Origin of the sequence: Dyella caseinilytica (assembly GCF_016865235.1) — a bacterium.
In the GTDB taxonomy this organism is placed as follows: domain Bacteria; phylum Pseudomonadota; class Gammaproteobacteria; order Xanthomonadales; family Rhodanobacteraceae; genus Dyella_B; species Dyella_B caseinilytica.
This window is the reverse complement of sequence record NZ_CP064030.1, coordinates 4302678-4314647: the sequence shown is the minus strand read 5'-3', so window position 1 is coordinate 4314647 and position 11970 is coordinate 4302678. Positions and strand designations below refer to the sequence as shown.

Sequence of the window (11970 nt, the reverse complement as noted above, 5' to 3'; positions counted from 1 at the left end):
GCATCACATCACGCCGCCGATGCCCGCTGAGGACGAAACTGCGCCTCTTCCGTCGAGCCCTTCAACGCTGTCGTTGACGACTGCCCTTGCTGAATCGCCTGCGTCACCGCATCGAAGTATCCAGTGCCGACTTCGCGTTGATGCTTCACAGCGGTGAAGCCGCGTTCCGCTGCGGCAAATTCCTTTTCCTGCAATTCCACAAAAGCACTCATCTGACGACGCGCATAGCCATGCGCCAGTTCAAACATGCCGTAGTTGAGGCTGTGGAAGCCGGCCAGGGTGATGAACTGGAACTTGTAGCCCATTGCGCCGAGTTCTTTCTGGAATTTCGCGATGGTTGCGTCGTCCAGGTTCTTCTTCCAGTTGAAGCTCGGTGAGCAGTTATAGGCGAGCAGCTTGCCCGGGAATTTCGCATGAATCGCCTCGGCAAACTGGCGTGCTTCTTCCAGGTTTGGCTTGCTGGTTTCGCACCACACCAGGTCGGCATAGGGCGCGTAAGCAAGGCCGCGGCTGATTGCCTGCTCCAGTCCAGCACGCACACGGAAGAATCCTTCCACGGTGCGTTCGCCGGTGGTGAACGGTTTGTCATTGTCGTCGATGTCGGACGTGATGAGATCGGCAGCATCGGCATCGGTACGCGCGACCAGCAGGGTCGGTACACCAAGCACGTCGGCAGCAAGACGTGCGGCGTTGAGTTTGTCCACCGCTTCGCGCGTCGGCACCAGCACCTTGCCGCCCATATGGCCGCACTTCTTCACGGAGGCGAGCTGATCTTCGAAGTGCACGCCGGAAGCGCCGGCTTCGATCATCGCTTTCATCAGCTCGAACGCATTGAGTACGCCACCGAAACCGGCTTCCGCGTCAGCCACGATGGGCACCATCCAATCGGTGTCGTCCTTGCCTTCGGCATGGTGCAGTTGGTCGGCGCGCAGCAAGGTGTTGTTGATGCGCTTGACCACCTGCGGCACCGAGTTCGCCGGATAGAGTGATTGGTCCGGATACATCTCGCCCGCTACGTTTGCGTCGGCAGCGACTTGCCAGCCGCTGAGATAGATCGCTTGCAATCCAGCCTTAACTTGCTGCATGGCCTGGTTGCCGGTGAGCGCACCGAGTGCGTTGACGAAGTCTTCCTTGTGCAGTGATTTCCACAGGCGCTCGGCGCCACGGCGAGCCAGCGAGTGTTCGACTTGCACCGTGCCGCGCAGGCGCGCCACATCGTCAGCGCTGTAGTTGCGCTGGACACCTGTCCAGCGTGGGTTGTTCTTCCAGTCCAGCGCGATCTGTTCGGCGGTGGGGAGTGTGGTCTTCATATCATGAGCTCCGTAAGTGCGAATGCGCGCGATCAGGCGAGCTGCTCGTAGGCGGGGAGAGTGAGGAAGTCGCCGAGTTGATCGGCATGCGTGAGCACGGTCAGCAATCGCGCGGCATCGGTGGCGCGGCGCGCGCCGGGTGCATTGCTTTTCTGAAGGCGGTGCGTGTGTGCGGCGAGGGCGTGATCGAACAACGCAAAATCGATCGGTGCGTGATCCGGAAATTCCAGGCTGCCGTGATGCAACCATTGCCACAGTTGTGAACGCGCGATTTCTGCGGTGGCAGCGTCTTCCATCAGGTTGTGGATCGGCACGCAGCCCAGTCCTTCCAGCCACGCAGCGGTGTAACGCAGCGCCACTTCGACGTTGTTGTCGAAACCGGCGCAGCTGATGGTGCCGCCGCAGGGTGAGATCAACGTGTCGCGATCGGTTTTCACGTCTTCGCGCTTCACGTGCAGCTGATTCGGCGTCGACATGTGGCGATCGAAGATGTCCATCGCAATCGACACCAGCGCCGGATGCGCAACCCAGGTGCCGTCATGACCAGCCTGCACTTCGCGCAGCTTGTCGGCGCGTACTTTGGCCATCGCCTTGTCGTTGGCGTCTTCATCGCCCTTGATCGGAATCTGCGCCGCCATGCCGCCCATCGCGAAAGCACCGCGGCGGTGGCAGGTCTGGATCAGCAGTTCGGAGTACGCCTTCAGGAACGGCACCGTCATCACGACCTGGCCGCGCTCAGGCAGCAAGCGGTCACGATGACGGCGGAAGGTTTTCAGGTAGGAGAAGATGTAATCCCAGCGGCCGCAATTGAGACCCACGACTCGACCGCGCAGTGCATGCAGGATTTCGTGCATCTGGAACACCGCCGGCAGCGTTTCGATCAGCACGGTGGCTTTCATCGTGCCAACCGGCAGGTCGAGTTCGTCCTCGGCCAGCGTCATTACGTCGTCCCACAGTGCGGCTTCTTCCATCGCCTCAAGCTTGGGCAGGTAGAAATACGGGCCGAGATCGTTCGCATGCAACGTGCGGGCGTTGTGGAAGGCGTACAGGCCGAAGTCGACCAGGGCGCCGGCCATCGTTTCACCGTCGACCGTCACATGGCGCTCCGGCAGATGCCAGCCGCGCGGACGCACCACCAGGACGGCGGGATTCGCTCCGACGCGGTATTCCTTGCCCTCAGGTGAGCGGTATTCGAGCGTGCCGTTGACCGCGTCGCGCAGATTGATCTGGCCGTCGAGCTGGTTGGCAAAGCTGGGGGCCGAGGAATCCTCGAGGTCGGCCATGAACACCTTCGCCCCGGCGTTGAGGGCGTTGATGATCATCTTTCGCTCAACCGGGCCGGTGATCTCTACACGGCGGTCCTGCAAGGCGCGGGGAATCGGCGCCACCGTCCAGTCGGATTCGCGGATGGCCTTGGTATCCGGCCGGAAATCCGGCAATGCGCCAGCGTCGTAGCGGGCCTGACGTTGGCGCCTGGCCTGCAGCAGGGCCTGGCGGCGAGGCTCGGCGAAACGATGCAGGCGAGCCAGGAAGGCCAGCGCCTCCGGGGTCAGGATGTCCTGGTAGTCGGTGGTGCTTGCAAGGATGCGGGCCGGCTGGCTGACGAACTTTTCACTGGGTACTGCCATGAGCTTCTCCACGGTGTGTCCGTGGTTGAAGCTAGTTATCGATCATAGATTTGACAAAACAAATGTTTCAATTTTAGATATTGGTATTGTCAATACATACGCTAAGGTGTTGAAGGATCTGTCATGAAAACGCCTGACCGAAGCCCAAACATGACAAAAAAAGCCGCCGCCGGGAGCAAAAGGCGTCCACGAAAGGATGCCTCCGCCGGTGACGCCGGCCGCTATTACTACAAAGGCAACCGGCTAAAGCAGATGCGCGCCTTCGTGGCCACGGTAAAACTGGGCACCCTGAGCCGTGCCGCCGAAGCGCTGTACCTGTCCCAGCCTTCCATCAGCCTCCAACTACAGGCACTGGAGCGAGAGTTGGGGATGGAGCTGCTGCAGCGCAGCCGGCGCCGCATCAATCTCACCGATGCTGGCGAAGCGCTCTACGAGCTGGCGCGTCCCCTGGTCGAGGGCTGGGAGAGCCTGGACCGCGACTTCCAAAACAAGGTCAAGGGAATGCAGGCCGGACGGCTCACCGTAGCCGCGGGCAGTTCAACCATTCAGTACCTGCTGCCGGAACTGGTGCGCCGCTATCGTGAGCGCTATCCCGCTGTGCAACTGCAGCTGGCCAACGTCACCGGCAAGGACGGCATGGCGCTGCTGCGCGCCGACGAAGCCGACTTCGCCATCGGCTCGATGCTCGATGTACCCAACGACATTGCCTGGGCACCGGTCTATCACTACGACCCGATGTTGATCACGCCGCTGGATCATCCGCTGGCGCAAAAGGAGACGGTGACGCTGGAAGATCTTTCGCCGCATGGCCTGATTCTGCCGCCGCAACGCCTGTCCACGTATCGGTTGGTGGATCTCGTTTTCCAGCAACGCCAGGTGCCTTATCAGGTTGCCATCGAAGTTGGCGGCTGGGAGGTGATCAAGGAATACGTCGCGATGGGGTTGGGGATTTCCATCGTCACCGGTATCTGCATTACCGAAGCCGATCGCGCGCGTCTGGCCGTGCGCAACATGCGCCAGTATTTTCCGCAGCGCAGCTACGGTGTGGTGATGCGCAAGGGCAAGTTTCTGAGCAAGGAAGCGCGGGCGTTTATTGACTTGATCCGTCCAGGCTTGCTGACGCATCGCGATTACGATGAGTCAGGTCATTCCGAGCGTTGATCGGAAGGGATGCGGTGCAATATGACGAGTGAAGCCCGCAGCTTGACGAATTCACGAGACGCTACACTTCCTTTGCACGTGCTGGGCTATCTCTATAAAAGGGCATCCGACATGAATTTTCGTGTATTCGTCTTCGCTGCTATCGCACTGGGGTGTTCATGGCGCTGCGAGGCCGCCGATCAAAATGCGCAAGTGATGGATCCGGTTCAACACTTTTTCGATGCCCTTGGTCGGCAGGACAAAAGCGGGTTGCTGGCCGTGGTAGCCCCGAATATCGAAATCACGAGCGTGCAGCAGAATGCGTTGCACCGGCTGACGATCGAAAAGCTGGCAGATGCGATCGCTGCGCATCATGGTGGCCCCATCGCGGAACACATCCATCAACCACAGGTGCATGTTGATCAGGATCTAGCGGTCGTGTGGGCGCCTTACACGTTCACGATCAATGGCCGCGTGGATCACTGTGGCACGGACGTGATTACGCTCGGCAAGCTCCAGGATCGCTGGGTCATCATTGGCCTGTCCGACAACGAACGAAAAGACGGTTGCCAATGATCGTCGCGGACACAGGCGGGCGCTACACATGGTCCGCATGATCGCCATTCGGCTTTTGCGGGAAACAGCTTTGGTTCAGTGAGGGAATGGCCTCAGCTTCGCTGCTGCAATGCGAGCTTGACGCCAAAGGCCAGTAACACCGTGCCACACAGGCGATCCATCCATTGGCCAAGCTTGGGCTTGGTCGTCAGCAAGCGATGAATGCGACCGCCGGCCAGTGCCAGCACGGTCGACCACGTCAGGCCGGTGCCGATAAAGCTCAAACCCAGCAGCATCAGCCCGATTTGTGGGTGCGTGGCATGCATGGACACGAACTGCGGTAAAAAGGCCAGGAAGAACAATGCGACTTTGGGATTGAGCACGTTAGTCAGCATGCCCTGTCGGAATGCGGCATTGAATCCGCTCCCGCGTGTTTGCGTCGGCTGCCGCGTGATGGCGCGCGATAACAGCATGCGCAAACCGATCCACACCAGATACGCCGCGCCCAAATATTTCAGCACGCTGAAGGCGAGTGCCGATGTCATCAGAATCGCTGAAATCCCCAGCACCGCCGCCAGCGTATGCACGATGCAGCCGGCATTGATACCGAGCGCCGCCGCTAAACCGACCGCATGCCCTTCACGACCACTGCGTGTGAGGATGTAGAACGTATCGAGCCCAGGCGTCAGATTGAGCGCGATGCTCGCAAGCAGGAACGCTTCGTAATGCTGTATGCCGAACGAATCCATCAATTTTCCCTGCTTCCAGATGGTTATTCCGTATTGCGATGCCTGCCGCGGTAAGGCCGAAACAGCGCGCGAATCGTGCTCATATCCGCATCAGGATCGTCGCTCGCGTGTACCACGGGGCCGAGCGTAAAGGTCTTGCTCGGATAATCGATAAACAGGGTCTGGATCGGCACGTTCGCCTCGTGAGCGATGCGCAAAAAGCCCGACTTCCAATGCTTGACGTGCTTGCGCGTGCCTTCGGGCGTAATGCCTAGCCACATGCGCTCGTGTTCCTCGAAGCGCTTCACCATCTGGCCGACGACGTTCAGTGCGGCGCTGCGGTTGATCGGAATCATGCCGATGGGACGCAGAATGATGCCCAGCGGTCCATCCAGCACTTCGCGCTTGATCATGATGTTGATGTTGATGCCCAGCCCGATCTTCATTATCAAACCCCACACGCCATCCCAGTACGACGAGTGCGGCGCGCCGATAAGGATCAGCTTGGGCACATCCGGCAATTGACCCAGCAGGCGCCAGCCGGAGAGCCGCAGCAGGCTGCGCATCAACCACGGCCAGAAGCGGCTATTGAGTGGCGGGGCTTGCGCGGGGACGGCCGGCAGGATGGGCTCGCTCACTCGTGGCTCCAGGATCGCGAACGGTTTTGCTTGATTTTGGAGCGTTGTTGCTTGCCGTCCAGACGACGCATTTTCGACGCGCGGGTGGGTTTGGTGGCAATGCGTTTCTTGGGCGCGACCAGCGCGCCGCGCAGAATTTCCACCAGCCGCTCGCGCGCATCCTCGCGATTGCGACTCTGGTCGCGGAAGCGGCGGGCCTGGATCACCAAGACGCCATCGTCGGTCAGGCGGCGGTCGCTACGGGCCAGCAGGCGGGTGCGCACATCGTCGGGCAGCGAAGGCGAATGCATCACGTCGAAGCGCAGTTCGACCGCGCTCTCGGTACGGTTTACGTGCTGGCCACCAGGGCCGTCGGCGCGTAAAAAGCGCTCGACCAGCTCCGATTCCGGCAGGACGATGGATCGGCTCACGGATAACATGGCGCGCAGTTTAGCTGGTTGGCGCCAGACCTATCGTTTTTTCCTCGGACAGGGTCCACTCGAATCGGGCCAGGACACCCTGAAAAGCGTCGTCCAGCGGCGCTTCCAGCGTCATCGGGCTGTTGTGCACAGGATGTCGCAGGTGCAGCCGCCAGGCATGCAGCAGCATGCGATGGCAACTGAAATATTGCTTATAAAGCCGATTGTGGTCACTGCGTCCATGCTGGCAGTCACCGATCACCGGGTGATGGATATGTGCCATGTGCTTGCGGATCTGGCGAAACCGACCGGTTTCGGGTTCGGCCATCACCAGTGCATAGCGCTGCTGCGGATAACGGCCCAGCGCTATGGGTACCTCCACCGTCGCAAGCCGCCGGTAGTCGGTGCGTGCATCGCGTCGCGGCCCGGTTTCGCGTGCGCCCGGCAGTGCGTAATCGATGACGCCTTCCAGAGGCTCCGGCCAGCCGCGCACGATTGCGAGGTATTGCTTGTGCACGTCGCGACTCATGAACTGCTCGCCAAGTGCTGCCGCCACTTCGGAGGAGCGGGCAATCAGCAATACGCCGCTGGTGGCGCGATCGAGACGGTGCGCAAGGTAGACGGTGCCACCGACCTGCTCGCGCAGGACATCGATCAGGAACGTGTCCGCATTGCCGACCATTTTCGAACGATGCACGGCCATGCCAGCGGGCTTGTTGACCGCGATCAGGGCGTCGTCTTGGTAGAGAATGTCGAGCATCGGGAAAATGAGCCTAGGTGGCGTATGCACAGGCGAAGTTTTTGATTGCCTCAGCGTCATTCCGGCCTTCGCTGGAATGACGACGAGGCTAAAGACGGGAAGACAGCGTCGATACGTAGACGAACGACGTTTCAATACATAAGTCAGTGACGCATCCAGCCGTAAACAAACGCCAGCAAACCACCTCCGGCCAGACACAGCGGTAGCACTGCACCGTGATGCGGCGAAAGCGTCCACAACAAGGTCGCGCTGATAATCAGCGTTCCGCCTAACAGTCCGCTTCCAATCATGCGCAATACACGCCGTACCAGATCGCGCTGATGGCTCAGCGTTTCGATATCGTGGACAAAACGCTGCTCGCCGATGGCGATCTGGCGCATCGCGTTGCGCACCAGTTCCGGCAGTTGCGGCGCATTGTGAAACCATTCCGGCACGCGCTTGCGAATTTCGCGAAAGGTGCGCATGGGGCTGTAACGTTCGCGCAGAATGCGCTTGAGCACCGGATGCGCCACCGCCCAGATGTCGATATCCGGATCGAGCATGCGCCCGACGCCTTCGATGTTCAGCAGCGTTTTCTGCAGCAGAATCAGCTGCGGCTGCAAGGTCAGTTCGAAGCGGCGTGCGGTCTGGAACAATTTCACGACCAGTTCTGCCAACGAGATCTGCGACAGCGGGCGTGTGAAGTACGGTTCGCAAACCGTGCGTACAGCCGCTTCCAGTTCATCCATGCGAATACTGGCCGGCATCCAGCCTGCATCGATATGCAGCTTGGCGATGCGCGCGTAATCGCGTTCGAACAACGCGATGAAATTCTGCGCCAGCCAATACTGATCGGCTTCCGGCAGCGAGCCCATGATGCCGAAATCCAGTGCAATGAAACGTGGTTCCTTCGCGCGCGTCGGATCCACCCAGATATTTCCCGGGTGCGCATCCGCATGGAAGAAGTTGTCGCGAAACACCTGCTCGTAGAACAACCGCACGCCCTTGGCGGCGAGCTGCTTGCGATCGATGCCAGCCGCGTCGATCGCGGCGATGTCATCGCAGCTCACACCTGATACGCGTTCCAGTGTCAGCACGCGCGCCGTGGTGAGTTCCCAATAGACTTCCGGCACGTACATGTCGACGCCGCTGGCAAAGTTGCGGCGCAACAGACTGGCGCTCGCGCCTTCGCGCTGCAGATCCAGCTCGTTCTCGAGCATCTTCTCGACTTCGCTGACGACGTCGAGCGGTCGGATCTTGTCCGCATTCGGATGCCAGCGTTGGGCCAGTTCCCCCAACGACCGGATCAGGCGCACATCGCGCGCAATGCGCTGCTCGATGCGGGGACGCAGCACTTTCACCACGACCTCGCGCCCGTCTTCCAGCGTTGCCCCATGCACTTGCGAAATCGATGCGGAAGCCAACGGCACCGGATCGAAGCTCGCATACAGCTCGTTGATCGGCTGCCTGAATTCACGCTCGACAATGGCGCGCGCTTCCTCCCCCGGGAACGGCGGCACCTGATCCTGCAGCATGGACAGTTCGTCGGCGATATCGGCGGGAACCAGGTCGCGGCGGGTGGAGAGCACCTGCCCGGCCTTGACGAAGATCGGACCCAGCTCGTTCAGCGCAAGCCGAATGCGTGCGCCGCGCGAGAGTGGGCGCACATCGACCATCGGCTTACCGAGAAACGGGCGCACCAGTTTCAGCGGACGGAACAGGTGCGTGGCATCGATCAGCTCATCCAGCCGATAGCGCAATAGCACCAAGGTGACGCGCAATAGACCTGGGACTACCTTCAGCGGCGTCACGGATTCGATCCCCGTCGACGCTCCAGGCGCGCGAGCCGCGCTTCCAGTCGTTCGGTGCGTTCGCGAAGCGCGTCGACATCATCGAGAAAGCTCTCGACTTCGCCGGGCGCCAGCGCCATCTGTGCTTCGTCGCGCAGCCAGTCGGCGCCATCCTGACTCAGATGGGATGCGGTTTCACGCGCATGCACCAGACCTTCGCGCACCGCCTTGGCCATCGGTACGCCGATCACGTCGCCGAACGTGCGCGCGAAGGCTTCCTCGAAATCGGGGGCAAAGCCGCTGGCGAGTTTTTCCAGCCGGCGTGCCAGTTCCGCGTCGCCTGCGATCTCCACCTTGCCTGGCGCCATGCCGTCGTCGCCGCGGCGAAACAGCATCGACAGCAGGCTGCCTGGTGTGGCGGCGACACGCAGGTCGCTCGACTCCGGGGCAGGGCCGACTTTCAAACGGCCTTGTTCCACGGTGATGGCCAGCGCCAGTTCGACACCGCGCAGCTGCAACTGCACGCTGCGGCCGTCGAGTGTGGCCAGCTTGGCTTTCGTATCGGGATCGAGCGACAGCGCGTGATTGAGCGCAGTTTCCAGCGCGCGGCCCGCGAGCTTGCGCAGCGGCTGCGGGAGCAGGTTTTGGGGAGAGGCAGCAGTCATGCCGGAATTGTAGCCGCCTGCGCGCCGTGCTGGCCGTGATGATTGCTGATCAGGGCGCTTTGGCGCCCGGAAAGCCAAGTTGCCGCCACGCTTCGTAGACCGCCACCGCCACGCTGTTAGACAGATTCAGGCTGCGGCTATCCGGGCACATCGGCAAGCGCAGCCGCTGTTCGGGTGGCAACGCCGACAGTACCGCGTCAGGTAGTCCGGCTGTTTCGCAGCCGAATAGCAGCGCATCGCCTTCGGCAAAGCGTGCGTCCACGTGCATGGTGCGCCCGCGGGTGGAAAGGGCGAACACGCGCGGATGTTTCAGCGTGGCCAGGCAGGTATCGAGGTCGTCATGGACGCTGACGCGCGCATATTCGTGGTAATCGAGGCCGGCGCGGCGCAGGCGTGTATCGTCGAGTTCAAAGCCCAGCGGGCGGATCAGATGCAGGCTGGCGCCGGTATTGGCGCACAGGCGGATCACGTTGCCGGTATTGGGCGGGATTTCGGGGCGGAATAGGATGACATGTAGCATGCCGCCATTATCGGATGGCGAGGCCGATCACGTCTCGTGATCAGCCTGCCGTGGTCGCCGTAGCAACGGTGGTGGTGGCCAGCTGGGTCGGAACAGGCTTGGCGCTCACGATCGAGGCCAAAGCCAGTCCGCAAACCAGCACGCATGCTCCAAACAGGCCGCGCAGCATCATCGTTTCGAAGTTCATGTCGTATCTCCTTTAATAGTTAGCGAATAGTTGGCGAGTGGCGCTGATCAACCTTCAGCGCGAATGCAGACGATGTTGCTGATGTCCGCCAAGGCGCAGGTGGAGGGGGCGGTGGCGAACAAGGCGTGAACCGGACCAGCCAAAGCCAATTGCACCGGCATCGTCTTGGTCGTGAACATGGCGGCGAGGATCAGTCCGCTGACCATCAGGCACGCGGCGAACAGTCCTTGCAGAACGAAGGCTTCGAATTTCGTTTCGGTGAGTTTCATATCCTTGACTCTCCAGTAGAGGGACCGGGATGGTCCTTGCCTGTTACAGAGCAATCCCCGTGCCAGCCCGGATATTCTGTATAACATATTGATAAATAATGTTTTATTTAAGCGTCTTGAGGATTGCTGCGATGTCCGCGGACACCGGACACTGCGCAGCGGACAGTGTCCGGACGGACAGCGGGCGCAGGCACGCTAAGCCGGCGTTCGGTGACAGACGGCGATGACGCGTTAGGATGCAATGCGGTTGCGGCAACACGTCTGCGTGTTGCCCTGAATATCTTCCGCACTACACGTCAACATGGAGCTACTCATGCGCAAGACCCTGCTGTTGCTCGTACCCGCGGTGCTGCTCGGCGGCTGTACCTGGGGCATCAATCCTGATCCGGGATCGAACAACGTACGCACGGTATGGTCGGGCGATGTTTCCGGGTGCCGCGATCTGGGCAAGATCACTGTTTCGGTGATGGATCACGTGGGGCCGTTCGACCGTAACGACATCAAGGTGCGCGATGAGCTGCAGGTGCAGGCACGCAACAGCGCCGCCAGCATGCATGCGGACACCATCAAGCCGCTGGCCGATCCGGTCGACGGCTCGCAGCCGTGGGAGGCTTATTACTGCGGTAATCACATGCCGGGGCCGCCACCGCCGCCGCCGATCCAGGGCAGCCCGCAAGCGCAGCCGCCGTCATCCCAGCCACCTCAGCCGCCGGCGCAGCAGGGTGGCGGGTTCCAGACCTATCCGACCAAGGGTGGCTGATTTTTAGCTACCCGCCGAACACGTCATGCAGATAAAGCTGCATGGCGTGTTGCAGTTGCGTCACTGCAGCCTGACGTCCGGGCATGCCGGGTTCGGTGTGAATGGCAATCGCTGCTTTCATTATTTGTTGAACGACGACCGCTGCCGCATGCATCTCGTCGTTTGAGCGATGCGGTGCGCGGCGTGCCAGCAGCGCTTGCAGTTCCGCGCGCACGCGCCGCCGGATGGTCAAGCCATCCACCGATGGCGCGTGTGCCGATTCCGTCAAGATCACGAATGCCGGGTGACGCTTGCGGAACGTGACCAGGAAAGCGCAAAGCCGTTGCGCCAGTTCTTCCGTGCTCCACTTTGCGGATTGCTCGGCGAGCTTTCCCAGTTCGGCATACACCGCCTGTGAGTATTGCTCGACCAGTGCTTGCGCCAGCACTTCCTTGGTCGGGAAGAACTGATACAGCGAACCGATAGACGCACCCGCCCGCGCCGCCACTTCGGTCATGGTGGTCGCCTCGTAGCCCTTCTCGACAAAGCACTCGGACGCCGCCTCCACCAGGGCGGCGACGCGCTCGTGGCCGCGCTGGCGCTGCGGAACACGACGGGCTTCACTTGATTTTTGTGAGGACATCCTCATAAACTCCCAAGTGAG

The 11970-nt window shown here is 61.0% G+C and carries 15 protein-coding genes; 3 read left to right on the top strand and 12 right to left on the bottom strand.

The features are described from left to right. Window positions 1-8: 8 nt before the first annotated feature. Both aceA and aceB read right to left on the bottom strand, forming a co-directional pair. The gene (aceA, locus tag ISN74_RS18990; RefSeq protein WP_188795391.1) at window positions 9-1310 is read right to left on the bottom strand and encodes an isocitrate lyase; all 1302 of its coding nucleotides are present in this window, start codon (window positions 1308-1310) and stop codon (window positions 9-11) included. A gap of 32 nt (window positions 1311-1342) precedes the next feature. Continuing rightward, window positions 1343-2938, bottom strand: coding sequence for a malate synthase A (gene aceB / locus ISN74_RS18985; RefSeq protein WP_188795389.1), 1596 nt, complete (start codon window positions 2936-2938; stop codon window positions 1343-1345). 150 nt (window positions 2939-3088) lie between these two features. On the opposite strand from aceB, the gene ISN74_RS18980 reads away from it, so the two are divergent. Together ISN74_RS18980 and ISN74_RS18975 are read left to right on the top strand one after the other, a co-directional pair. Continuing rightward, a complete protein-coding gene (locus tag ISN74_RS18980; RefSeq protein ID WP_425488821.1) occupies window positions 3089-4099 on the top strand; it encodes a LysR family transcriptional regulator in 1011 nt (336 codons plus the stop codon). 111 nt (window positions 4100-4210) lie between these two features. Further along, window positions 4211-4654, top strand: a complete 444-nt coding sequence (locus tag ISN74_RS18975) for a nuclear transport factor 2 family protein (RefSeq protein ID WP_188795385.1) — start codon at window positions 4211-4213, stop codon at window positions 4652-4654. Between the two features lie 92 nt (window positions 4655-4746). Here the strand turns inward: ISN74_RS18975 and ISN74_RS18970 are convergent, their stop codons facing one another. The 9 genes from ISN74_RS18970 to ISN74_RS18930 all read right to left on the bottom strand — a co-directional run bounded on the left by ISN74_RS18970 (window position 4747) and on the right by ISN74_RS18930 (window position 10567). Next, window positions 4747-5382: a LysE family translocator gene (locus tag ISN74_RS18970; RefSeq protein ID WP_188795383.1), complete on the bottom strand. Its 636-nt coding sequence runs from the start codon at window positions 5380-5382 to the stop codon at window positions 4747-4749. 23 nt (window positions 5383-5405) lie between these two features. Further along, on the bottom strand, window positions 5406-5999 hold the full coding sequence (locus tag ISN74_RS18965) for a 1-acyl-sn-glycerol-3-phosphate acyltransferase (RefSeq protein ID WP_188795381.1): 594 nt from the start codon (window positions 5997-5999) through the stop codon (window positions 5406-5408). Then, the gene (gene arfB, locus ISN74_RS18960; RefSeq protein WP_188795379.1) at window positions 5996-6418 is read right to left on the bottom strand and encodes an alternative ribosome rescue aminoacyl-tRNA hydrolase ArfB; all 423 of its coding nucleotides are present in this window, start codon (window positions 6416-6418) and stop codon (window positions 5996-5998) included. The genes ISN74_RS18965 and arfB overlap by 4 nt, the downstream gene beginning before the upstream one ends. A gap of 10 nt (window positions 6419-6428) precedes the next feature. After that, complete coding sequence (locus tag ISN74_RS18955; RefSeq protein WP_188795377.1) at window positions 6429-7157, bottom strand: pseudouridine synthase; 729 nt, start codon at window positions 7155-7157, stop codon at window positions 6429-6431. Window positions 7158-7300: 143 nt separating this feature from the next. After that, entirely contained in the window at window positions 7301-8938 is a 1638-nt protein-coding gene (ubiB, locus tag ISN74_RS18950; RefSeq protein WP_425488841.1) for a ubiquinone biosynthesis regulatory protein kinase UbiB, read from the bottom strand. A 5-nt stretch (window positions 8939-8943) separates the two neighbouring features. Beyond that, a complete protein-coding gene (locus ISN74_RS18945) occupies window positions 8944-9591 on the bottom strand; it encodes a ubiquinone biosynthesis accessory factor UbiJ (RefSeq protein WP_188795373.1) in 648 nt (215 codons plus the stop codon). 49 nt (window positions 9592-9640) lie between these two features. Next, window positions 9641-10111, bottom strand: a complete 471-nt coding sequence (gene trmL / locus ISN74_RS18940) for a tRNA (uridine(34)/cytosine(34)/5-carboxymethylaminomethyluridine(34)-2'-O)-methyltransferase TrmL (RefSeq protein ID WP_188795371.1) — start codon at window positions 10109-10111, stop codon at window positions 9641-9643. A 40-nt stretch (window positions 10112-10151) separates the two neighbouring features. After that, window positions 10152-10298 carry a hypothetical protein gene (locus tag ISN74_RS18935; RefSeq protein WP_188795369.1) on the bottom strand — a complete coding sequence of 49 codons (147 nt, stop codon included), beginning with the start codon at window positions 10296-10298 and terminating at the stop codon, window positions 10152-10154. 47 nt (window positions 10299-10345) lie between these two features. Continuing rightward, on the bottom strand, window positions 10346-10567 hold the full coding sequence (locus tag ISN74_RS18930) for a hypothetical protein (protein ID WP_188795367.1): 222 nt from the start codon (window positions 10565-10567) through the stop codon (window positions 10346-10348). 313 nt (window positions 10568-10880) lie between these two features. Here ISN74_RS18930 and ISN74_RS18925 point away from each other — a divergent pair, with 313 nt between their 5' ends. Then, entirely contained in the window at window positions 10881-11327 is a 447-nt protein-coding gene (locus ISN74_RS18925; protein ID WP_188795364.1) for a DUF4156 domain-containing protein, read from the top strand. A 7-nt stretch (window positions 11328-11334) separates the two neighbouring features. On the opposite strand, the gene ISN74_RS18920 is transcribed toward ISN74_RS18925, so the two are convergent. Then, window positions 11335-11949, bottom strand: a complete 615-nt coding sequence (locus tag ISN74_RS18920) for a TetR/AcrR family transcriptional regulator (RefSeq protein WP_203546652.1) — start codon at window positions 11947-11949, stop codon at window positions 11335-11337. Between the last annotated feature and the right edge of the window lie 21 nt (window positions 11950-11970).